Raw genomic sequence first — 22,735 nt, 5'->3', positions numbered from 1 at the left:
TGTAGTCCGGTTATATTTCAGCCGGTTACACTCTTTCTATGTCGCCTTCGCCACACGAGCTCCTTAATCCGCCGCGAGCCGTGCGTGCCGACGCGGCGCGTAACCGCGAGGCGATCCTGAACGCGGCGCGGAGAATCATTGAAGATACCGGTGACGTGAACTTCTCCATGGATGAGTTGGCGAGCGCCGCCCGGGTTGGCAAGGGCACCATCTTTCGCCGCTTCGAAAACCGCCAGGGCGTCCTCGATGCCCTACTGGATTACCGTACCCAGAAGTTTCAGCATGACTTCATGTTCGGCCCGCCCCCGTTGGGCCCGGGCGCGCCAGCCCGCGATCGCCTCCTCGCCTTCGGTGCGGCAGACATTGCGTTCAACCGTTCCCTGGGTCCGCTCGCTGCGGCCACCGCCGGCCAATTTCGCGGCTACTTCTCCCACCCCGCACGCCGACTCACTTCTACGCACCTGACCATGCTCTTGCGAGACGCGGGGTTCACTGGGGACACCGAGGTTGCCATCTACACCTTGCTTGCGTACTTAAACCCCGGCGGTCTCGATGTCATGCAGACCGACCTGGACGTCACTCCCGAGCGCCTTGCAACGGGCTGGACGGAACTCATCAACGGATTGCTCGGCTAAAAAAGTGGCGAGGCGGCACCCCCACGGGCCACCTCGCCACGGTCTTTACATTTCGAGTTATGCGACAACAGAATTCCAGGTCGACAACTCGTAACCATGCGCCACGGCGACGGACGCGTTGGTGACCTTTCCACCGGCCACATTGAGCCCGGCGGCGAGAGCCGGATTCACGGCAAGCGCACTTGCAACACCGCGGTTGGCAAGCATCGAGGCGTACGGCAGGGTCACGTTCGTCAGCGCGTAGGTCGAGGTGTTCGGCACCGCGCCCGGCATGTTCGCCACGCAGTAGAACACCGACTGGTGCACCATAAAGGTCGGATTCTCGTGGGTGGTCGGGTGCGAGTCCTCAAAGCAGCCGCCCTGATCCACCGCGATGTCCACGAGCACGCTACCCGGCTTCATCTTCGCGACCAATTCATTCGACACGAGCTTGGGCGCCTTCGCCCCCGGAATCAGCACGGAACCGATCACCAGGTCCGCGTTAATGCAGGCGCGCTCCACCTCAAGCTTGTTGGACGCAATGGTCTTGATGCGGCCGTGGTACAGCGCATCGAGTTCGCGGAGGCGATCAATATTAATGTCCAAAATCGAGACGTCCGCGCCGAGGCCCATCGCCATTTCGGCGGCATTCGTTCCCGCCACACCGGCACCCAGCACCACAACGTTCGCCGGGCGTACACCCGGCACGCCGCCGAGCAGGACACCGCGTCCCGCGTGTTCGCCGCGCATCCCCACAGCGGTCAGGCATTGTGCGCCAACCTGCACCGACAGGCGACCGGCCACCTCGCTCATGGGTGCCAGCAGCGGCAGCTTACGCCCGTCCTGAACGGTTTCATACGCGATCGCGGTCACGCCCGCATCGACAAGCGCCTTGGTCAACTCTGGCTCCGGCGCCAGGTGCAAATACGTGAAGAGGATCAGGCCCTCGCGAAAATATCCGTACTCGCTGGCGATCGGCTCCTTCACCTTCATCACCATCTCGCTGCGGTTCCACACCTCGGACGCCGCGCTCACAATTTCCGCGCCGGCGGCAGCGTATTCCTCATCGGAAATGCCTGAACCTTTGCCCGCGCCGGACTGCACCAATACCTGGTGTCCGTGGCTCACTAGTTCCAGCACGCCGGATGCGGTGATCGCGACGCGAAACTCGTTGTTCTTAATTTCGGTGGGCACGCCAACAATCATGATGACTCCTCGGGTAGGGGGCTCGCTTTGATCCCAGCGTAGGCCCAGTTTTCGGCCGGTTCCGGGGCTGAATTACGACGGCGATGCTCGCCATAGCGCCGAACTCGCGGTTTTGCGCGGGTCGCCATGGCGCCTCCGCGCGCACCGTGTGAACAAATGTCGAGGTGGGCTGTGCGAATTGTCGACCAATGTCGAATCGCGACTACGATTGGTGCGTGATTGAAAAAGGCGTCGACCAGCTTGTGGAGACCATTGCAGAGTACGTCGAGCGCGCCATCTCGGTGGAAGATCTGGATGGTCATTTGATCGCCTATAGCTCGCACCAGGATCCCACAGACCGGGTTCGTACCCAGTTTCTCCTCACCAAAGTCGTTAGCGATGAGGTGCGCTCTTGGCAGAATTCCCACGGAATTTCCACTGCGGTGACCCCGGTGCAGATCCCGGCGAACGTGGAATTGGGAATGCGCGGCCGGGTCTGTCTGCCGCTGCTGGTGCGTGGATTCCGCGTCGGATATATGTGGGTTCAGGAGCGTCCCGATGACCGTAACGGAGGCGCCATCGTCGCAAAATTGCCTGCGATCAGGGAACTCACCGATGAACTTGCCGAATATCTTTTGGGCGGCACGACGGCTGAGTCGGCATTCCGCCGCGAACGCGAGGACGCGTTTGCGCAAGCTCTCGCCGGAAACAAGGCGGCTCTGGAATACGTTGTCGGGTGGGAAGCCTTCGAAGACCTCGAGTATTACTCAATTGGCATATTTCACGAACGAGAGGTGACCCGGGGGCCGCGCGCAAGTTCCGCGGACCGCATGCACGCCTATAGTCTGGCCGCACTCAAGGCGACAGTTGGCGACGATCGCGTCGCCTTCAGCGCCGGTCATCCGACGCATGCCACGCTTCTGCTGAAGGGCAACGTCGTGGGCGATGATCTCCAAGATTTGCATCGGCGAATCGCCCGCCATATGCGCGAGAACGCGGGCATCGACGGTGGCGAAACGTCCTTTGGTGCGAGCACCCCAGGCCGCGAACTGCGTGAGATGCCCACACGCTATGGTGAGGCCGTGATCGCAACGCAAGCCGCCGCCGTCGACCCTCATTTGCACGCCACAAACCGCACGATTGAATATGCAAATACTGGCATATATCCGGCGCTTTCTCGTGCCGAGTACGCGCCCACTGCGTCCATCATCTACGAAAAGCTCAGTCGGTACGACTGGGACGAGTCGCTACGGACCATGCTGGAAATCATGTATGAGCGCGATGGTTCGGTTGCCGAAGTCGCTAAGGCCCTGCACCAACATCGGTCCAGTGTGTACAACAAATTGGAGCGTGTCCGTAAACTACTCGGGTTTGACCCCATGCGCGGGCAGACTCGGTTAGAGTTGCATCTTGCGCTAAAAATGGACCGATGGGCTAAGCGGCCCAGATTGTAGGGGCGAAAGGGGGAGCCGATGAGGACTTGGACGTGGCAAACGCAGTCCTCCTTGCTGATTGGCCTCGCGCTCTTCCTGGCGCTTCTGATTCCGATTTTGATCATTCAGTATCGACGTTTTGGCGGTCTATCTTTCGCGCGCGTGCTGGGTGCCGGTGCGGTGGCTGTCTACGGCGTGGCGTTGTTCGTTTTCACGATGCTTCCCGTGCCGGATATCGATGCGGCCTGGTGCGCTGCGCACCCGAAGGCGGTATTCACGCAGCCCTTCCACTCGCTGGATGAGATTCGGCAGGCCACCGCTGGCATGGGGTGGCGCCAGAGTTTGCAGACCTTCACGGTTTTGCAGGTGCTGTTCAATGTTCTGCTGTTTATACCCTTTGGTGTGCTGGCGCGAGGGTACTTGAAGATCCACTGGGCGCTCGCAATTCTGCTGGGAGTATTGACGTCGGTGCTCATTGAGACAACGCAATACACCGGGTTTTGGGGTCTGTTCCCGTGTGCGTGGCGGGTCGCCGATGTCGATGACGTCATCACAAACTCGCTCGGCACGGTGATTGGAGTGGCCCTGGCTCCACTGGTTCTGCACTGGATGCCCTCGCATGACGAACTGGCCGACCAGCGGCATGTGCCCCGGCAGATCACCGCGCTGCGGCGATGGTTTGGGCAATTGGTGGACTGGATTTTGTTGGGGATCGTCACGACCACTGTGGTCGTGACGTGGAACATTGCGCGCGACGTGGGGGCGTACGCGGATTCAGTGGCCCAATCGCCCGTGAACTATTTGCCCTGGGAAGCCGATGGGCGGGCACAGAACCTGGTGTCGCTCGGAGTTGCGGCGCTGGTGGTTTTCTATCTTCCGGCGCTGTTTGGCTCTGGGGCGTCCTTGGGCAAGCGAGCAGTGTGGTTGGAGCCGGTGTGGCGCGGCGCCGACGGGTCGCCGCGGCGCGGGAGTTTGTGGCAACGGCTCCTGAGGGCGACGTTTAGCGGTGGCCTCTTTATGGCCTTGTTGGGGGCGATTGCCGTACTCGCGCCGGAAAATTCGCAGACGCTCTCCTTTGTTTCTCTGGGATTGGTCGGGTTGCAGGCGGTCCTCGTGGCGCTGTCGGTGTTGTGCGTCCCGTTCACCCGGGACAAGCGTGGACTCGGGGGTCTGCTTACCGGTAGCGACCTAGCCGACCCCCGCTCCCCCTAGGCAATTTTCATGGCCTAACTCACCTTTCATGCCGTTGGGAGGCCATGAAACGCACGGGAAGCCATGAAATTTGCGGGGAAGTATTGGGATATACAAATATGTGACTTAATAGAGGGGTGAGCTTTACCCAAACCGCCCTGGCGACCGCTGATTTTCCTGGACCCGCGTGGTTACCGGGGGACGCGCCGTCGTTCTTCAACTTCTTAGTACCCGCATTCCAGCCGATCCCGGTCATCCCGGTGATCGCCGCGCTCATGGGCATTTTCTACCTCGCCGGGGCGATTCGACTGTGGCGCAGCGGGCGCGGTTGGCCGAAATGGCGCACCGTGTCCTTCCTGGCCGGGTGCGTGATCCTCATTGTGGTGATGGGGTTTCAGGTCGAGGGCTATGGGTACAAGATGTTCTCGGTTTTCATGTTTCAGCAACTCACGCTCATGATGGCGGTGCCGCCGCTGCTGGTGATGGGCTCGCCGGGGACACTGCTGCTGCGGGCCACACCGCATCGCGGTCTGGGGGTGCCGGTGCTGCGGGGCGCGGTGTGGGGGCTGCGCTCGCCGTTCGGGCGGTTCCTCCTGCACCCGGCGTTTATGATTCCGCTGTTCTTGGTTTCGTTTTACGGGCTGTACTTGAGCACGCTCGCCGACCAATTCTTGTGGAACTGGTACGGGCACATTTCCCTCGAGGTGCTGTTCCTCATTGCCGGGATCCTGTTCACGATCCCGATCCTTTCGCACGATCCGCTACCGCGAAAACAGGGTCATTTCGGTCGATTCATCGACATGTTTTTGGAGATGCCGCTCCATGCGTTCTTTGGCGTGGTTGTCATGATGGCGACGCTGCCGCTGGTTTCGTGGTTCGCCACGCCTCCCGCGGAGTGGGGCGTGAACGTCATGGGCGACCAATACTTGGCCGGCGGGCTCGCGTGGTCCTACGGCGAACTGCCTAGCGTGCTCATGTTGATGTATGTGCTGGTGCGTTGGCGGCGGGAGGAAACGCGGTCGACCCGGGCGCGCGATCGGTCCGGGCGAAGCGACGTTGAGCTTGATGACTACAACAAATACCTGAGCGGACTGGATCGCAGGTAGGGTTTGACTATGCCTCCTTTCCGGAATACCCGCGCCGCCGCACTGCCTGCAAAACTGTCCCGATCCTGGCTCTTGGCGTCCGCGGCGAATGAGGCGAATTTCGCGCCGGCGCTCGCCTCCGAAGCGGACTCGGTGGCCTTTGACATTGAGGATGCGGTGCCGGCCGAGGGTAAGGCGGCGGCACGCGAGCGCGTGGTGGACGCACTGTCCAATGGCATGACCGCATGGGTACGCGTGAACGGCATCGATACCGAGTACTGGGCCGATGATTTAGCGGCGCTGTCCAAGGCGCCCGGGCTCCGCGGAGTCATTCTGGCCATGACGGAAAAACCGGAGCAAGTCACCTACACCGCGATGCGGCTACAAGCCGGTACGCCGGTGCTGGCGCTGATCGAGTCGGCCGCGGGGATCGAAAATGCCACCGACATTGCGTGCGCGCCCGGGACCTTCCGCCTGGCTTTCGGCATTGGCGATTTCCGCCGCGACACCGGCGCCTCGGATGACCCGATGGCACTCGCCTACGCCCGTTCGAAGCTCGTGGTGGCTTCGCGCGTGGGACGGTTGCCGGGTCCCATTGACGGCCCGGCCGTTGGCGCCGAGGGCCAAGCGCTCATTGACGCGTGCAAGGTCACAAGTTCCATGGGGATGACCGGGAAGCTCACGCTCAACCCCGCCCAAACCGACACCATCAATAAGGCACTCGCTCCCAGCGAAGACGAAATCACCTGGGCGCATGACCTGCTTGACGCACACGCCGCGGGTGCCGTTGTCGGTGACGGCTCGTACTTGCCGCGTCTGGCCCGAGCCCAAAAGATCTCCGAACTCGCCGATTCGTACGGTCTCTGGAACGCCTAAGTAGCCCGAGCCCGCGGTGAGGCGTGGCGCGGAAGTCGGGGACGCGCCGTCGTGCTTCAGTAACGCGAGCCGCTCCGGTTCACCGGGCGTTTACTTGCCCCGTCTACCGTGGGCGTGTGCCGGAACGCTATGTAGCGCTGGGGGATTCCTTCACGGAGGGGGTCGGCGATTGGAATCCGCGGTTCCCGAACGGGGTGCGCGGGTGGGCCGATCGCGTCGCAAAACAGCTGTCCAAAAACGACCCCACCATCGAATATGCCAATTTGGCTATACGTTCGAAACGGCTCGCGCAAATCCGCGATGAACAGCTCGAGGCGGCCATCGCCATGAACCCCACGCTCGTCACGCTGTACGCGGGCGGCAACGACATCCTCGAGGTCCGCAACAATATGGACACCCTGATGGCCGGGTACCAAAGCATGGTGCGGACGCTACGATCAACCGGCGCGCGCGTCCTGCTTTTCACCGGGTTCGACGTACCGCTCCACCCCGCGCTGGAACCGCTCAAGCGCCGCAACTGGGTTTACAACGCGAATGTGCGGCGCATCGCGATCGAAGAGGGCGCCGAAGTCATCGACTATTGGTGCTTCGAGGAATTTCACGACCGCAGACTGTGGGACGTCGACCGCCTGCACATGTCCAGCGCCGGGCATCGCGTCCTCGCCGCGCATGTCCTTGCGCACATCGGCGTGCCGCACACGATTTCGCCTCCAGCCGTCCCGGACCCGGCGCCGCCCGGCATGCGCGCGTGGGTACGCCGCGAACGCGAGTGGCTCGGCGAATGGGTGCTCCCGATGTTTGGACGCCGACTGCGCGGCGTGACGCTCGGCGACGCGCTCGAAGCCAAATGGCCGGAACCGATCCGCCCGGCCGACGGCATGAAAAAGATGGCGCGGCGCCGTGTGGCGCGAAAGTGAGTGCCGCGGTCTAGGATCAAAAGCATGGAAAGCACGACGGCGTTGCCTCCTTCCGCGTCAAACGAGCCAACTGAGCGGGCTAAGCCAGCATGGATTTCTTCGCTGGTGCTCGCCAATATGGGCATTAATATCGCGTTCTTCTCTGCTATTCAGGTGTTCCTGCCGCAACAGGCCGAAGCGTTTGATCCCGCTAATAAAGAGGCGGTGCTGTCTCTGGCTTTGACCACCGGGGCGATCGTCTCCCTCGTGGTGACGCCGATTTTCGGAGCGCTGTCAGACCGGACGGCCTCGCGCTTTGGGCGCCGCCTGCCGTGGATTGTGGGCGGGACGCTACTGGCCGTGGTGGCGTTGCTGGTCTTGTCCGGGGCGCCGGGCGTTTTTGTCATGGTGGCCGCGTGGTGTTTGGTGCAGACCGGGGCGAATGCGGCGCTGGCGGCGCTTAGTGCCGCGATTCCGGATCAGGTTCCGAGTTCGCAGCGCGGGTCGGTGAGTGGGCTGTTCGCGATGGGGCAGACCGTGGGAATCATGTTGGGCGCGTTGATCGGGGCCGTGGTTTCCGGGTATGCGGTGGGGTATGTGGTTGCGGCGGTGGCGCTCGCGGCCTGCATGTCGTGGTTTGTTTTGCGCCGTCAGGATGTGGTGATTGCGCCTGGTTCGGTGTCACGGTTCGAGTGGTTGCCGTTTCTGCGCTCGTTTTGGATCTCGCCGCGGAAACACCCGGATTTCGCCTGGGCGTGGTTTACCCGATTCATGGTGAACCTTGGCGTGTTCTCCTTCACGAACTACATGTTCTTCTTCCTGTCCGACCGCGTGAAATACCCGGACCCGGCGGGCGGCGTATTCATTCTGACCGTGGAATATGCGCTTTCTGTGGTGCTTTTTTCGGTGGTGGGCGGATTCTTGAGCGACCGCGTGGGGCGGCGCAAGGTGTTTGTGATTGCGGCCGCTGCGGTGGTGTGCGTGGCGTTCATGATTGTGCTGTTTACGCAGGACTGGACCGGCGCGCTTATTGCGGCGCCCATTCTGGGTGCAGGATTCGGCACGTTCTTGGCGGTGGACTTTGCGCTGTTGACCGAAGTGCTGCCCTCGAGTGCGGATCGAGGCAAGGACCTGGGTGTCATCAACGTTGCGGCCTCGCTGCCGCAAGTGATTGCACCCGTGGTGGCTGGTTTTGTGACGACGAGCGTTTTCGGGTACTCGGGACTGTTTGTTTTCGGGGCGATCGCAGCGGTAATTGGGGCGGTCTTTGTCACGCGGATCAAGGGCGTGCGGTAGTCACGCGTATATGCCCCTCGCCGCATACCTCCCCCCGCCCCCTCGTCTATGTAGCGCGACACGCCGAGGAAACCCCGGTTTCCTCGGCGTGTCGCGCTACATAGATGGGAAATTAGGCGGGGGCGTTTATCCCGAGTACGGCATATGAAACCTTGGTGACGCCCTTTTTCGACTTGATCTTGGTGATCAGCATGCCGCCGATCTCACTGACATCCTTCACGTGCGTCCCGCCGCAGGGGATACCGAAATCCGTGCCGTACATGACCAAGCGGGTCGGCTTGTTGGTCGGCAGGTTGTCCGGAACGTGCTTGACCACCGTCGAGAGTTCCTCGGCTGGCATGAACCGCACGGTGTTCTCGCTCCCCACCGTGATGATGGCATTCGCCTCTGCTTCGAGGAGTTCGCGATACTTCTCCGTCTCCTCCGGATCCAGTTGCACGGCATATTCCACAAAAGACATATGCGGGTAGTGTCCGGCACGCCCGGGAACCCAATCCAGCCCTAAGTTCTCCACTGCCCGGTCAATAATGTGACCTGCCGAGTGCAATCGGGTGTTCGCGTTGCGTCGCGGCCGATCCACCTCGAGCGACACCTCGGCGCCGGCACCAAAATCCGCCGTTTCCGGCGCCCCGCCGCCAAATCTCCCGTAGTGATGCGCCACACCGCCGTCATCGAGCGTCACCGACTCAACAATAAACTCGGTGGCGCCAGAGCGAATTACCCCCAAATCCCAGTCTTGCCCGCCGCCGCGCGGATAAAAAACTGTCGAATCCAGCACCACGTCGAGCAACCCGTCCTCCCCCTCGGCCGCGCTCACAGACACCACCGAGGCCGACCCCGAAACCAGGTCAAAGCCGTCCAGATATTCCAGCCGGGTCGCCTCCGCCATTACGCCTCGCCTCCGGACACACGCACAAAATCTGCCAACGCGGCCAACTGGGCCTCACGCGCCTCGGGCAACAAATACATCATGTGCCCAGCCTCGTGATAGTGATGCGAAAAGCGGGCCTTCGCGTCCTCGCTCAACTGAAGTTGCGCAAAAGTGAACTCTGCCGCGAAATGGGGAGTGGCGCCGTCGTAATAGCCATAATCTACGTGCACGCGAAGGTGCGGATTGCGCACCATGAGCCGTTCCAAGGTCCGCGAGACATCGATCGGCTCGCCCTCAAACGTGCGGTAACTCCACGGTTGCACGCGCCCGGAGAGCACCTCATAGGGCAGGTCATTCTCATAGCCGAGCTCGCTGCGAATATAGTGATTGATCGCCGCCGCATACGGCCCCGTGATCGCGTCAATCGACGGGTCCTCGTACGCGTCCGAGGCCTGCAGATCGCTCGGCTGAAAACTAAACCGCCCGTCAATCCGCCCGACCATGAGCCCCTTCTCGCGCAGCAGTTCGTGCGCAAACTCGATGTAGGTCCAGCGGAGGTTCTTGCGCCGGATGAATTCCGGGCTAAGTGCGGTCAGCTCGGCAATTTTAAGCACGACGGCGTTCATCGCCTCGGGTGCCAAACGGTTGCCTTCGGCAAGTGCCAGGGTGAAATCCTTGCGGGCAAACTCTTCGGCATCCCGGACCGCTTCCTCGAGAGTCTTGTCGGGGAGGAGGCCGTGGTAGTGGGCGATCGCCGCGTACGTGGGGAGGTGCAACGGGTAGGCGTCATTGGCGCCGTGCGGGAAGCTGACCGTGCTCAGGTTCAGGACCGAGGAGATCAACCCGAGACCGTTGACGGCCATGCCGTAGGCGTCGAAGAGCCGACCGGCGACCGCCACCGCGCGCAAGGTTCCGTAGGATTCGCCGACGAGGTATTTCGGGGAGAGCCAGTGATTGTTGCGGGTGGTCCAGAGGCGGATGACTTCGGCGACGAGGTCGCGGTCTTCGACGAAGGCGTGGAATTCGTCTGCCTTCCCGCCCTCGACAACACGCGAGTAACCGGTGTTGACCGGGTCAATCATGACAAGGTCGGAGTGTTTGAGGAGCGTCTCGACGTTGTCTGTAATGCCAAAGGGCGGCGGGGTGAGGGCGCCGACATCGCCCGAGTCGACTCGGCGCGGGCCGAGCAGCCCCAGGTGGAGCCACAGCGAGGCGGAACCCGGGCCGCCGTTGAACGCGAAGGTAACCGGGCGGCTTGCCGGGTTGGTTCCTTCCGGGAGGTTGGCGGTGTATGCGGTAATGAAAATTTCGGCCTTGGGCTTGACGGCCTCAACGTTGCCGTCTTTGATGCCTTCGTGACGAATGACCAGACGCCCAGTAGTGGTGGTGTATTCGAGCCCGGACGGCTTGTGGGTGTGGGTGCGGTGCACAAAGTCGTCACTGACTTTCGGCGGTTCAGTGGTTTCCGGTTCGGTCGCGGCATCCTTGGTAGGGGGAGTGGTGTCAGTCATATGTTGACCCTATCGCGCGCGGTAGCGTGGCGGGTATGGATGTGGTGCAGATTGTGACTGAAGAGCAGGTTCGCGAACTGGCACGGTTGCGCTGGGAATGGCAGAGCGATCAGACTGGCAACGATCCGCGTGCGGATGCGTCGCCTGGCGATGCGGTGGATGCTGAGGGCTTCGCGGATTACGCTGACCGATTTTTGCAGTGGTGGAACGAGGTGGAGAACTACACGGTGGGCTTTCTGGCGATGAACCGCGGCGGGGATCGCGCCGTCGGCATGGTGATCGCCCGAGTCATGACCCGCCCGCCGCGTCCCGGGGTACTGGCGCCGACGGGAAACGCGTACATCAATTCCTTGTACGTCAGTCCCGAATACCGCAATGCGGGAGTGGGCGCTGATGTGCTGGCGGCGGCCGATCGTTACCTCGAAAGCGTGGGCGTCACGCGCACGATCTTGCATCCACGAGAAAAAGCCGTCCCATTCTATGAACGAAACGGCTATTCCACGGCGCTAAACCTCATGAGCAAGGAACGCTAGAGACTGTTCTTCACGTATTCGCGTAGCGCATCCCGGACATACTCGGCGCCGGTGATGCCTCCGTAGTTGGCGGCAAAGCGCTCATCCGCGACGTACATGTCCGCAAGTCCCAAGATGTAGTCCCTATCCGGGGTGTTTGCGCCAGCGCCGGGTGTGCCCGGTACCCCAGAGAGCCATTGGACGTGGCGGCGGGCCAAGTCCTGCGCGTGCTCGCCCGTAGGGTCTTCGCCATCCGCGGCGGCGCGCTCCCACTCGCCGCTGAGATCGGCAACGCGCTTCTTGAACGCCGCCTGCTCTTCAGCACTCATCGAGCGCCACCAGTTGTCCGAGTCTGCGTAGGCTTGCTTGCCCCATCGCTGCTCCACCTCGTCCTTGTATTGTGTGTGGTTAAAGCCGTCAAACATATCCTGTGCCATCATGAGTTCCTCCTTTTCTAAAGCCGTGATGGTTTTCTGCACGCTGGCAATCTGTTTGCCGAGCCGCGCTTGTTCCGCCCGCAGGTAGTGCAGGTGCGCTCGCAAGGCCGAGGGTTCATCCACGCGACTCTCGAGGACCTGACGAATCGCCTCCAGGCTCAACCCCAAGTCCCGCAACAGCAGGATGCGTTGCAGCCGCACCAATTCCGACTGCCCGTAGTAGCGCACCCCACCGTGACCGACCTCGAGCGGCGGCAACAGGCCGATCTGGTCATAATGCCTCAGGGTTCGACTCGTCACACCGGTCACCCGGGTCACTTCCTGAATGCTCAAAATGTCCACGCGGTACACCTCGATCCCTCACTGTTTGGAACACAGTCCACGATAGAGCTTGACGTTGCGTCAAGTGCAAGCCCTGGTGGGGAACGCTAATCTCAGGACTCCAGGATGCAATTGTTTGGACAAGCGAACTTGAATGATCGAAAGTGCGTAATAATACTGATCTCGTGAAGACTCGCGACCGCGCTCAAGCCCGGCACCGGACGCGGCGCCGACCCCGGCACCAACCGGCCAGATCCCCCCGCTGGTTGCTCGCACTCGGGCCCGCATTCATCGCCGCTATCGCCTACGTGGACCCGGGAAACGTCGCCGCGAATCTCTCCGCCGGCGCCCAGTTTGGCTATCTGCTCCTCTGGGTGCTCGTCCTCGCGAACCTCATGGCCATGCTCATCCAGTACCAATCCGCGAAGCTCGGACTCGTGACCGGGCGCAGCCTGCCCCGACTTGTCGGCGAGCGCACCCGACCGACAACCCGCAGGGCATACTGGCTGCAGGCCGAACTCGTCGCCGCCGCGACCGATATCGCCGAAGTGATCGGCGGCGCGCTGGCCCTCAAGATCCTCTTCGGGCTGCCCCTCGTTCTCGGCGGCATCATCGTCGGTGCCGTCTCGCTGGCTTTGCTGCTGCTTCAGTCTCGCCATCAGCAGCGCCGTTTTGAAGGTGTCATCATTGCGCTGTTGGCCGTCATTCTGATCGGCTTCCTCTCCGCACTATTCATCCAGCCGCCCAACGGCGGCGCCATGCTCGGCGGCCTCCTGCCGCGTTTTGACGGAACCGAATCCATCCTGCTGGCGTGTTCGATGATCGGCGCAACCGTCATGCCGCACGCGATTTACATCCATTCCCAACTCGTCCTCGACCGGTTTGGCGCGCCCCCGCGACAGGTGCGCGATCAACTCCTGCGCCACACCCGCATCGACGTCATCATCGCGCTGGTCATCGCCGGCACCATCAATATCGGCCTGCTCCTCGTCGCCGCAACCAGCCTCCCCGGCCGCGCCGACACCGACACCATCGAGGGCGCGCACGCGGCCATCGCGGACACCTTCGGTCCCGTCATCGGCGTGCTCTTCGGCCTCGGACTGCTCGCCTCCGGCCTCGCGTCCACTTCGGTCGGCGCCTATGCGGGATCCACGATTATGTCCGGCTTGCTCCGTATCCGCGTCCCACTCATCGCCCGCCGCGCCGTGACGCTCATTCCTGCACTCGTCATCCTGGGAGTAGGGTTCAACCCGACGCTCGCCCTCGTGTTGAGTCAAGTGGTGCTGAGTTTCGGCATCCCGTTTGCTCTCATTCCGCTCCTGCGGCTCACCGGCGACCGAAAACTCATGGGACAACACGCCGACGGCATCGCGGTGCGCGTCCTCGGATGGACAAGCGCCCTGCTGATCGTCGCGCTCAACGCGGTGCTCCTAGCCCTCACAGCGGGTTTCCTCGCAGACGCGGCCTGAGAAGGTGTTCGCGCTCGCCGTTAGACTCGTGTGCACGTAATTCTCACCCAATTAGGTGCACACGTGTCTAACGGCGGTGGCGCCAGGGCAAAAAAGGTGCGGAGGGTGCGGGGCTGGCTTTGGTGAGGTACGACGGCGGTGACTCACCTTAAGAAGGCAAGGCATCGCCGTCGTGCTTCAGTGGGAAAACCTGCGGACTTAACCTTTCCGTCACCTCCCCGCCCCGCATCTATGTAGCAGTTAATGCCCATTCCACGCACAAACATGGGCATTAACTGCTACACAGTCGAGGGGGTTAGAGGGGGGCGCTGACGCGGATGGCGGACACGGCGCGCGGACCGAGGTTGATCGCTTTGCCGGTGGGCGAGGTGATTTCCAGAGTTTCGGCGAAACGGTCGCGCCCGGAGACATTGATTTCGCTCCCCACGGTGATCCCTGCGGTGGCGAGGTAGGTCAGGAGTTGGGGATCGGCGTCATTCACGCGCTCCACCCGGACGCGCGAGTCCGGCGTGGCCGCTTCCAAGAGGCGCATTTCGCAGGGCGCCACCTTGCCCTTGGCATCCGGAATCGGGTCGCCGTGCGGGTCTCTAGTGGGATGCTCAAGAAGCGCGTCGATGCGATCGACCATGAAGTCGGAGACGGCGTGTTCGAGGTTGTCGGCCTCGTCATGCACCTCTTCCCAGCCGTAGCCGAGCACCGAGACGAGAAAAGACTCTATGAGGCGGTGGCGGCGTATCATGCCGAGCGCGTAATTGCGGCCCTTGTCGGTGAGCTCGATGGTGCCGTAGGGCGCGTGCGCTACCAGATTTTGCGCGGCAAGTTTGCGAAGTCCATCGGACACGGTGGACGTTTTGAGCCCCAGCCGAGAGGCGAGTTCAGTGGTAGTGATCGGATCATTGGACCATTCGGAGGCGTTTTGGATCACCTTCAAGTAGTTCTGCGTGCTGGGGGAGAGTTCGCTAACTGACACGCAGACAAGTGTAAGGGAGTACCCGTCAGTAGTTGCGATTGATTTTCAGAATCATTCGCATGAAATCGCCCATTGCCGGGCTGACGTGGGTCGTTATTTTCAGAACCACAATTTGGCCACGATTTATGGCAAACGTTGGCAAACGATTGACATTGTGAGCTGGGTCACTTTAGGCTGAGCAAAATCGTCGCTGTGAATCGTTTCACATCTGACGTCTACCGAGTTCACGAAGCCGGACTCGCAACAACGCGCTTTCAACCGAGCGGAGGAGAAAGAGTGACGCACGTGTTGCCCACCGGGACAAAGGCCGAAACAGAGGATCGGGCCCGTGCGGAGGATGGCGCCGCGAGCGCTGCGAACAAAGGCGCCCCGAAGCCAAATCCCAAGAAGAGCCTTTGGGAGCGCATCAAACGGGACAAGATCATGCTCCTGTTGGTGCTACCAGGATTCCTCTTCTTCGTGGTCTTCCACTACATCCCGCTGCTGGGCAACATCGTCGCTTTTGAGGACTACAAGCCTTACCTGGGGTTCATCGACTCCGCCTGGGTGGGCTTGGAGAACTTCACCGGTATGTTGGATGACCCGTTATTTTGGGCCGCGCTGCGCAACACACTGGTCATCACGTTTTTACAACTAGTGCTGTTCTTTCCGCTTCCGATCATCTTGGCGCTACTGCTGAATTCGATTCTCTCTTCCAAGTTCAAACGGTTCGTGCAATCGGTGGTGTACCTGCCCCACTTCATCGGCTGGGTCATTATCGTCTCGATCTTTGTGCAGATCTTCGGCGCAACGGGTCTTATCCCCACGCTCTTCGACCAATGGGGATGGGGGCGGCCCAACATCATGAACAGCCCCGAGTTCTACCCGTTCATGCTCACGTTGCAAACCATCTGGAAAGACACCGGTTGGGGCACCATCATCTTCTTGGCGGCACTGCTCAACATCGACCCGAACTTATATGAAGCAGCCGCCATTGACGGGGCAAATAAGTGGTGGCGGTTCTGGACGGTCACACTGCCCGGCATCTTGCCGGTAGTCATTCTGCTGCTCATCCTGAACCTCGGCGGCATCCTCTCGGTGGGCTTCGAACAAATCATTTTGCAACGCCCCTTCGTCGGCGCGGAAGCCGGCGACGTGCTGGACACCTACGTGTACTTCAACGGTATTCAGGGCGGCAACTGGGGTATGGCCACGGCGGTTGGTCTCGTCAAGGGCGTCATCGGCACCATCTTGGTTCTTGGCGCCAACAAGCTCGCACACCTCTTTGGCCAGGAAGGAATCTACTCCCGTGGCAACCGTTAAAATCCCCGGCGGACCCAAGGTCCCAGGGTTCCTCAAGCCCAACTCGGTCACACCGGAGGGTCTGCGAAAGTCCGGTGTGCGTCCGGCGTGGATGGAAAAGCCGCATCCGCTCGCGGTTGTCGGCAAGTTCCTGGTCATCGCAATCATCTGCTTTGTCACGATCTACCCGTTTGTTCTCGTGATCGGCACGTCGCTGTCCACCACCGAGGAAATCAACCGCAAGGGCGGTCTGGTGTTGTGGCCGGACAGTCCCAGCCTGGACGCGTACTACGCCATCTTCTCCGGCGGAACCGTATCCGGGGCGCTCATTCGCTCGATACTTATCACCGTCATCGGCACCGCAGTCCACGTGGTGGCAACCATCCTGATGGCCTACGGGCTGAGCAAGCGAGACCTCGTGGGAGGCAAGTTCTTCCTCATGACGGTTTTGCTCACCATGCTGTTCAGCCCGGGCCTAATCCCGAGCTTCCTGATGGTCAACGCATTAGGCCTCATGAACAATTACGCCGCGCTAATTCTCCCCGGGCTCATATCGGCGTTCAACATGGTGATATTACGTTCCTTCTTCATGAACATCCCTGAAGAGCTCAAGGAGTCTGCTCGCATCGACGGCGCCGGCGACCTCTCTATCCTGTGGCGCATCATCTTGCCGCTCTCCAAGGGCGTTATTGCGGTTATCACCCTGTTTACCGCGGTGGGTTTCTGGAACTCCTACTTTGGCGCGCTGCTCTATCTGGAGAGTGACAAGTGGCCGCTTCCCATGATCCTGCGCGAATACGTGCTGCTCGGCGCACCTATGGCGGACGGCAATTTCAATTCCGAGGTTGTGGTGCCAAGCCAAGCCATTCAGATGGCCGTGGTGGTGGTATCGCTCGTGCCGATCCTGCTCGTTTACCCGTTCTTGCAAAAGTACTTCACCAAGGGAGTGCTGACCGGCGCCATCAAGGGCTAAGCGCTGGCCGGCGGCAGCCCACCAGGGTGTCATCCCAAACCTAAGGAGAGAATCAATGAAGATCAACACCACAATCGAGAACGGCGTCACCCGTCGTAAGGCGCTCTTTGGCGGACTCGGTCTGTCCGCGCTCGCCGTACTAGGTGCCGGAACGCTCGCCGGGTGCGGGCAACGGAACAACACCGTGACGAGTGCCTCGAGCGCCAACCTGCCGAATTACACGGAACCGGAAGGGCTCCAAGCCGACCTTCCCGGCAACGACCAGGGTGTTCCTGCGGGCTACCTCACCTATCCGAAAGAGCCTAAACAAACCGTGCCGGAGCCCTTTTTGAACGGCGCTACTGTGACTGCCATGGCCGCCAGTGCGAGCGCTCCGCCCAACCAAATGGATCGCAATCCGGTGTGGCAGGAAATCAATAAGCGCATGGGAGGAACTCTAGAACTGCAATCCGTGCCGAGTAGCGACTATGACCAGAAACTCACCACAAACATAGCCTCGGGCAAGCTCCCGGACATTTTCAGCTACGGCGGCGGCGACGGCGCTACCGATTTCTTAAAATCGGAGTGCGCGAATCTGGAAGAGTACCTGGCCGGAGACAAAGTCAAGGACTACCCGAACTTGGCCGCGATCCCCGAAGTATTCTGGCGCACCGGCGTCTTTGACGGGACGCTCTATCTTTTGCCCATCCCGCGCCCGATCACCGGCGGCGCCGGGTTCTATAACGGCACCCTTTTTGAAAAGGTCGGCGTCCCCGACATTTCCAAGGTCGCCAACGCCGATGACTTCCGCAGCGCGCTCAAAGAGCTGTCAACAGGCAACAACCAATGGGCCATCGGCGGCCCCAACTTCGTCCTGAGCCCCTTCCGCCTGATTTTTAAGCTGCCCAACCAGTGGCGCTACGAAAACGGCGAGCTCACCAGAGAGTATGAGACCGAAGAGTACAAGCGGATGGTTGAGTACGTCATCAAGCTCCGCGAGGACGGATCCTACGTCCCCGGTTCCGAGGCCTGGACGAAGCCGCAAATGATTTCGGCCTTTGCGACCGGCCAGGTCGCGATGATCTATGACGGCCTGCCGGGATGGAAAGGGCACGCCGAGTCCTTCCGCGTTTCCGGACGCAACGAGACGCTCAAGTGCATCATTCCGTTCGCCTATGACGGCTCGGACCCGATCGCGCATGCGGACAATATTGTGTACTCGAACGTGGCGCTCAAGAAAAATGATCCGGAGAAAATCAAGGCCGCGCTCGGCGTCGCGAATTTCATGGCCGCGCCCTTCGGCTCTGCGGAGTACCTGTTGTACACGTTCGGTGTGGAGGGCCAGGACTACACCATGGATGAGAACAATAACCCGGTTCCCAGCAAGGGCTCCGATGCCAACACCGGCGTCCCGTGGCGTTACCTCGCTGCCCCCGCGCCATTCCTGTACAGCGCTGCATACCCGGAGGATACGAAGACCCTGTACGAGGCCTACTCCACGCTGATTCCGATGGCGATCGAGGACCCGACCGGCAATATTGAGTCGCCCACCGATGTACGCCAAGGTGGAAATCTGGGCGAGTCTTTCCGGGCTACGGTCACCGACATCATTGCCGGACGTAAACCGTTCAGCGAGTTCGACAATGCCGTCAAGGCGTGGCGTAACGGTGGCGGCGACAAGATCCGCGAGGAGTACTTGAGCGCGCTCAACGCAGCGACTCCAACCAGTTAGGTAGCTCGACGCGCGGCCAGAAATACCGCGACGAGAGTCGCCAGCGCCTGAATGACAAACAGCGCTGGAGACGCGAGCCCCAACAGGTACGCCACCGCGAGCGGAATTTGCGCAATCACCGCGGCGTCGTTCCCGTGAATCACGGTGCGCCAGAGCCCGCGTTGGACCGTGCCCATCGGCGTGGGAATTGCGGGTTGGGTCAGATCGACCTCCGGTGCCAGCGCAAGCCGCACGCTCGCCGCTGCGACACCGATTCCAGCCATCGCGGCCGCAACCAGTAAGAGCGGGTTGCGTCCCGCGGCAATCACCAGCGGAAGCCACATCACCACATAGAAGGGTACGACGGCGATGCTCGCCACGAGCGCGCTTCTCACCTTCACGAGCGCCTCAGAAGATGGAAAGAGCGCCGAGAGCGCGGGTGAAATCGCCAGACGCGAGGACGGGCCGATCGCGAGGTGAGCCATAGCCACTCCGCACCCGAGCGCGGTGGCGGTGACCAGGATCAGCGACCCCAAGGGGCCCATCGTCGCGACAAGGATCGGAACGGGGGTCAGTGCAGCAAGCGCGAGCAGGATGCGCGGGGTGCGCATATATACGGTGAGTTCGGCCAGCGTCTGGGCCAGCGCGGGCGCGAGGTGTCGAAACCAACGCCGCCGGGCAAGCCTTGCCAGGATGCCAAACGGAACTCCGATTCGAGGTGATCTCCTGCTGGCGTCATCCGGCTCGCGATACGAGCGCAACTCATCGAAGCGCAAGAGGTAGACGGCGTTGAATATCTGCGCACGGTTTCCGCCACGCGCGGTGAGTCCGGCGGCGCTAAACTCATCCGCGTGCGCAAACGCGGTGCGAAACGCCCAGACCGCGCAGACGGCGCATGCGAGCACAGTGACCACCGCGAGTGCGGCGATCACCGGCGAACTCCACGGATTGAACAGCGGCCACAGTGGTGGCAAGATTTGAAGCCAACTGGGCGTGGCAGATGTGCTTACGCCGCCAGATTGATCCAGCATGGCGTGACTTGGTAGGGGCCACACGAAGAGCGCTGCGCTGACGGCGGCTGCCACCAATGCGGTGAGAACCGATATCCGGCGAAACGTTCTCGCCCGCCAACCCCGCGACTGCAGATACGTCGCCGTTCCGACCAGCGCCGCCACGAACACCACACCCTGCACCGCCGCACACAATTGCACAATCAGATGCCACCCGGAGGTGAGGCCGCTGGCAACCACCGCAACCGGCACATAAACCAAGGCACAGGCGGCAAAGAATCCGCGCACGCTCGGAAACAGCATCGGTGCGCGCGAAATCGGCAGCGGTAACCACCACACCGCTTGCGGCCGGCTCAGACTTGCCGGTCCAAAGCGCGCACACCACGAAATGATGAGGGCCGTCACGAGTAGGAGCACAATCCATGACACCCCAGCCGGGGTGATACGCCGAGCAGCATCGGGAAGAACGGGTGCGCTCAGCAGTCCAGCGGTACCGACCGTGAGTTCGGCGCCGATTCCCAGAGCGACACCGTATGCGTAAGCACCCAAGGTGAGAAGCGTCAGCGCGCCGAGGTAGACATCTGAGAGGCGCTCGCCGACGGTGCGAGTGGAGTTGACACGGGCACGCTCGGTCACGAAGCGAGCGGGGTTAAACGCAGTGGTGTCTCGAGTCGGTGCCGGCAGGCGTGTGGCGTTCCCGGACATTTAGGCGAGTTCCCGGTTCAGTCTTTCCGCGGCCTCACGCGGCGTCATCGGTACCGCCTTGCTACTGGCCATGCCATTGCCAGCAGCGGCGTCCTCCAAATAGAGGGCCCGCGTGGCGACGCTGGTTAAGAGGTGCGGGTCATGAGTAACAAACAGGAGCGCAGGAGGCTGCGCGGAGATCGCCGGAGAAACTTCGGCGCGAAGGGAAGCCAAGCGCTCGGTGAGCCGGGCGCGCATGGTGAGATCCAACCGCTGTTCCGGTTCATCGAGAACTAGTAACCCGAAGGGGCGGAGGAATACGACAGAAAGGAGGAATCGCCGTCGTTGGCCAGAAGAAAGCACCTCGGGAAAGCGGTTGGCAAGGGGAACCAGATCGAAGAACTCCAACTCGCGATCCACCGTGTCCTGCCCGGTGAGGCCGTGAGCCGCGGCGACCATCTCGAGGTGCTCGCGCACGGTGAGCTCGGGGAAGTAGGCATCCTCGTCAAAGACGGATGCGAGGGCGCGGCGTACCGTGGCTCGCGACTCATCGAGGAGTCCGTCGGCAAAGTAGGTGGGACCGGAAAGCGCCGTCTGCCGACCGATCAAGGTGCGCAACAGAGTGGATTTGCCGGAGCCATTGGGCCCGCAGATCGCCAGGGCCTCGCCGGGGGCGAGCGTGAAGCTCGTGGGGGCGACGATCGTGAGCGAACCGTAGCCGGACTCGACGTTTTCTGCTCTCATCAGCGGCTCCGGGGCGTTCATGCTTTTAGCATTTCACGGCTGGGTATTTCCTGCGTGCTCCATACGGTAGGCGTTGTGCGGTGCGCAATAGACCTTTGGTTAAGATGCGTAGCCAAAAAGCTGGGGCCCGGCGCGTGCCTGATCGGTAGCGTCAACGTTGTCAGGCAAGTTGTCTGGCGATTCACCACATCGAGAAAGGTCACGAGCATTATGAGCGCTATTTCAACCCCCGCGGGTTTGTCCAAGCACAAGAGCAGTATCCTCATCTCCTCGATCGCGGTCCTCGGCGTCATTCTTGGAACCGCTGCCATCGGAGTGCTTGCTGCTGCACTCGGCGGCAACGCCGCACTCGCAACAAAGGTCGTCGACGCCATCATTGCTGGCTCGACTGCCGCAACAATTGCCGCAATCCTGCTGAGCGGCGGCTTCGCCGGAATCGGACTGGCCGCCGTCCGGTGGGCACTGAAGACTGCAGGACGCAAAGCGGCCATCGCCTGAGTATGTCCTCTATATCCATGCAGCCTGGCCGGTTGGCGTTCCCTATTGCGGGAGCGCCAGCCAGCCTGGTGCTGCCCGTTCTGGCGGCGGTTATTCTGCTTGCGGCTGCGGGCTTCGCCGTGGGTGGCGAACTCAACGTAGCCCCCCGCGCGGAGGTTGGCGCCTATGACTCCGTAGCCGCTGCAGCGGCGGAGATTGTTGGTCGAAATGCCCTAGCGGCGGCGGCGTTGCTGGCCGGAGTGGTGACCTTTGGCGTATTTTCCGGCGTATTCCTTCTGGTCATCTCGCTGTTTTTCGGGGTCATGTCACGAACGGCCATGGAGGTCATGGGTCCCGAATGGCTCTTTCGCTATGTCCCGTTCGCCACCGTAGAAATGCTCGGATTCACCTTGATTGCGGTGGCAGGGCTACTTCCTCTTACCCAATCCCTACGCGTTGGGACCGCACACCGCTTTTTGCCCACATACTTTTCTGCGATCAGGAACAGTACAAAACCACTTCTGTGGGGTGCTTGCCTGCTAGGTATCGCAGCCGTTATCGAACTCATTTGGGGAGTGACTTACTCATGAGCGCTACACCGATCAGTTTTCGACCAGCCGCCCACCCGCCATCCGCCGAAGACTCGGTGGATATTCGCCTCACCGGACGCTCGCAAGCCTTGCGACTTGTCTTCGGTCTGCTTCCTTGGCTCTTCGCCATCGCGGCTGCCGTGCTCTTCCTTCCGTCACTGCAACGATTGATAGACGAGCAAAACAGCCCCGCAGCCCGCGAACTCCCGGGTATCGCGCTCATGTCCGGATTCGTGACGCTGATACTGTGCGTGTGGTTCGGGGTCTTCATCACTCAACTTCTGGCCCGCATCGTTGACAAGGGGCTTCGCGGCGCCGGTTCCACCAGCCGCGTGCACACCGCATACACGTTCGGCCCCACCTACATGTTTGTCAATGTGGTGTTAGTGCTGGTGATGGTCACCAACCTCGCGTTCGATCTCGGCGGCACACCGGTCGCGGTCAAGATTTTAAGTGCGACGGCGTTGCTCGCCATATATTGGCTGCTTGCCATCTTCGGTGGTCAAGGGATTGCAAAATCTGGATCGCGTTTGAGAGGCATGTTAGCTTGGCAAATTGCCGGGAGCATCGTCATCGCGTCGGTGGCCTGCTTCATCTAGACATTCCAAGATCTACAATC

Annotated in this window: 22 protein-coding genes; 15 read left to right on the top strand and 7 right to left on the bottom strand. The window is 61.4% G+C overall.

Translation table 11 applies throughout. From position 1 onward, the window contains the following. The first annotated feature begins 38 nt into the window (after positions 1-38). Complete coding sequence (locus O148_RS0106190) at positions 39-635, top strand: TetR/AcrR family transcriptional regulator (RefSeq protein WP_026530219.1); 597 nt, start codon at positions 39-41, stop codon at positions 633-635. 57 nt (positions 636-692) lie between these two features. Here the strand turns inward: O148_RS0106190 and ald are convergent, their stop codons facing one another. Beyond that, on the bottom strand, positions 693-1,820 hold the full coding sequence (gene ald / locus O148_RS0106185) for an alanine dehydrogenase (protein ID WP_026530218.1): 1,128 nt from the start codon (positions 1,818-1,820) through the stop codon (positions 693-695). Between the two features lie 215 nt (positions 1,821-2,035). On the opposite strand from ald, the gene O148_RS0106180 reads away from it, so the two are divergent. From O148_RS0106180 to O148_RS0106155, 6 genes are all read left to right on the top strand, one after another. Further along, positions 2,036-3,253 (top strand): PucR family transcriptional regulator, encoded by a 1,218-nt coding sequence (locus O148_RS0106180; RefSeq protein WP_026530217.1) that lies wholly within the window; start codon positions 2,036-2,038, stop codon positions 3,251-3,253. 18 nt (positions 3,254-3,271) lie between these two features. Beyond that, on the top strand, positions 3,272-4,444 hold the full coding sequence (locus O148_RS0106175; protein ID WP_084157130.1) for a VanZ family protein: 1,173 nt from the start codon (positions 3,272-3,274) through the stop codon (positions 4,442-4,444). Between the two features lie 116 nt (positions 4,445-4,560). After that, positions 4,561-5,529 carry a cytochrome c oxidase assembly protein gene (locus O148_RS0106170; RefSeq protein WP_240470807.1) on the top strand — a complete coding sequence of 323 codons (969 nt, stop codon included), beginning with the start codon at positions 4,561-4,563 and terminating at the stop codon, positions 5,527-5,529. A gap of 9 nt (positions 5,530-5,538) precedes the next feature. Beyond that, the gene (locus tag O148_RS0106165; protein ID WP_026530214.1) at positions 5,539-6,384 is read left to right on the top strand and encodes an HpcH/HpaI aldolase/citrate lyase family protein; all 846 of its coding nucleotides are present in this window, start codon (positions 5,539-5,541) and stop codon (positions 6,382-6,384) included. Between the two features lie 116 nt (positions 6,385-6,500). After that, entirely contained in the window at positions 6,501-7,301 is an 801-nt protein-coding gene (locus O148_RS0106160) for an SGNH/GDSL hydrolase family protein (RefSeq protein ID WP_026530213.1), read from the top strand. 24 nt (positions 7,302-7,325) lie between these two features. Next, positions 7,326-8,576, top strand: a complete 1,251-nt coding sequence (locus O148_RS0106155) for an MFS transporter (protein ID WP_026530212.1) — start codon at positions 7,326-7,328, stop codon at positions 8,574-8,576. Between the two features lie 112 nt (positions 8,577-8,688). On the opposite strand, the gene O148_RS0106150 is transcribed toward O148_RS0106155, so the two are convergent. Next, entirely contained in the window at positions 8,689-9,465 is a 777-nt protein-coding gene (locus tag O148_RS0106150) for an alanine--tRNA ligase-related protein (protein WP_026530211.1), read from the bottom strand. Then, positions 9,465-10,958: a S10 family peptidase gene (locus tag O148_RS0106145; RefSeq protein WP_026530210.1), complete on the bottom strand. Its 1,494-nt coding sequence runs from the start codon at positions 10,956-10,958 to the stop codon at positions 9,465-9,467. Before O148_RS0106145 ends, O148_RS0106150 begins: the two co-directional genes overlap by 1 nt. Before the next feature lie 35 nt (positions 10,959-10,993). On the opposite strand from O148_RS0106145, the gene O148_RS0106140 reads away from it, so the two are divergent. Further along, positions 10,994-11,491 (top strand): GNAT family N-acetyltransferase, encoded by a 498-nt coding sequence (locus O148_RS0106140; RefSeq protein ID WP_026530209.1) that lies wholly within the window; start codon positions 10,994-10,996, stop codon positions 11,489-11,491. Here O148_RS0106140 and O148_RS0106135 read toward each other — a convergent pair. Beyond that, entirely contained in the window at positions 11,488-12,249 is a 762-nt protein-coding gene (locus tag O148_RS0106135; protein ID WP_026530208.1) for a MerR family transcriptional regulator, read from the bottom strand. The genes O148_RS0106140 and O148_RS0106135 overlap by 4 nt on opposite strands. Before the next feature lie 164 nt (positions 12,250-12,413). Here O148_RS0106135 and O148_RS15165 point away from each other — a divergent pair, with 164 nt between their 5' ends. Beyond that, positions 12,414-13,697: an Nramp family divalent metal transporter gene (locus O148_RS15165; RefSeq protein ID WP_075204297.1), complete on the top strand. Its 1,284-nt coding sequence runs from the start codon at positions 12,414-12,416 to the stop codon at positions 13,695-13,697. A gap of 295 nt (positions 13,698-13,992) precedes the next feature. Here the strand turns inward: O148_RS15165 and O148_RS0106125 are convergent, their stop codons facing one another. Continuing rightward, positions 13,993-14,667 (bottom strand): metal-dependent transcriptional regulator, encoded by a 675-nt coding sequence (locus O148_RS0106125; RefSeq protein ID WP_026530207.1) that lies wholly within the window; start codon positions 14,665-14,667, stop codon positions 13,993-13,995. Positions 14,668-14,943: 276 nt separating this feature from the next. On the opposite strand from O148_RS0106125, the gene O148_RS0106120 reads away from it, so the two are divergent. Genes O148_RS0106120 through O148_RS0106110 form a run of 3 tightly spaced genes read left to right on the top strand, consistent with a single transcriptional unit; the run spans position 14,944 to position 18,632 of the window. Beyond that, a complete protein-coding gene (locus tag O148_RS0106120; protein WP_240470806.1) occupies positions 14,944-15,969 on the top strand; it encodes an ABC transporter permease in 1,026 nt (341 codons plus the stop codon). Further along, complete coding sequence (locus tag O148_RS0106115; protein WP_240470805.1) at positions 15,956-16,921, top strand: carbohydrate ABC transporter permease; 966 nt, start codon at positions 15,956-15,958, stop codon at positions 16,919-16,921. The genes O148_RS0106120 and O148_RS0106115 overlap by 14 nt, the downstream gene beginning before the upstream one ends. Positions 16,922-16,976: 55 nt before the next feature. Continuing rightward, positions 16,977-18,632 (top strand): extracellular solute-binding protein, encoded by a 1,656-nt coding sequence (locus O148_RS0106110; RefSeq protein WP_026530204.1) that lies wholly within the window; start codon positions 16,977-16,979, stop codon positions 18,630-18,632. On the opposite strand, the gene O148_RS0106105 is transcribed toward O148_RS0106110, so the two are convergent. Together O148_RS0106105 and O148_RS0106100 are read right to left on the bottom strand one after the other, a co-directional pair. Continuing rightward, positions 18,629-20,326: a DUF6297 family protein gene (locus tag O148_RS0106105; protein ID WP_026530203.1), complete on the bottom strand. Its 1,698-nt coding sequence runs from the start codon at positions 20,324-20,326 to the stop codon at positions 18,629-18,631. The two genes, O148_RS0106110 and O148_RS0106105, sit on opposite strands and share 4 nt — an antisense overlap. Next, the gene (locus tag O148_RS0106100) at positions 20,327-21,070 is read right to left on the bottom strand and encodes an ABC transporter ATP-binding protein (RefSeq protein WP_026530202.1); all 744 of its coding nucleotides are present in this window, start codon (positions 21,068-21,070) and stop codon (positions 20,327-20,329) included. 189 nt (positions 21,071-21,259) lie between these two features. Here O148_RS0106100 and O148_RS0106095 point away from each other — a divergent pair, with 189 nt between their 5' ends. Genes O148_RS0106095 through O148_RS0106085 form a run of 3 tightly spaced genes read left to right on the top strand, consistent with a single transcriptional unit; the run spans position 21,260 to position 22,715 of the window. Next, positions 21,260-21,547 carry a hypothetical protein gene (locus O148_RS0106095; protein WP_026530201.1) on the top strand — a complete coding sequence of 96 codons (288 nt, stop codon included), beginning with the start codon at positions 21,260-21,262 and terminating at the stop codon, positions 21,545-21,547. Positions 21,548-21,579: 32 nt separating this feature from the next. Then, entirely contained in the window at positions 21,580-22,116 is a 537-nt protein-coding gene (locus tag O148_RS0106090; protein ID WP_169737508.1) for a hypothetical protein, read from the top strand. Beyond that, a complete protein-coding gene (locus tag O148_RS0106085; RefSeq protein WP_026530199.1) occupies positions 22,113-22,715 on the top strand; it encodes a hypothetical protein in 603 nt (200 codons plus the stop codon). Before O148_RS0106090 ends, O148_RS0106085 begins: the two co-directional genes overlap by 4 nt. Positions 22,716-22,735 lie beyond the last annotated feature (20 nt).

This window comes from Haematomicrobium sanguinis DSM 21259 (genome assembly GCF_000688395.1).
Classification (GTDB): Bacteria; Actinomycetota; Actinomycetes; order Actinomycetales; family Micrococcaceae; genus Haematomicrobium; species Haematomicrobium sanguinis.
Note: the sequence above shows the minus strand (reverse complement) of the source record. Positions and strands in the feature narration are given on the sequence as shown.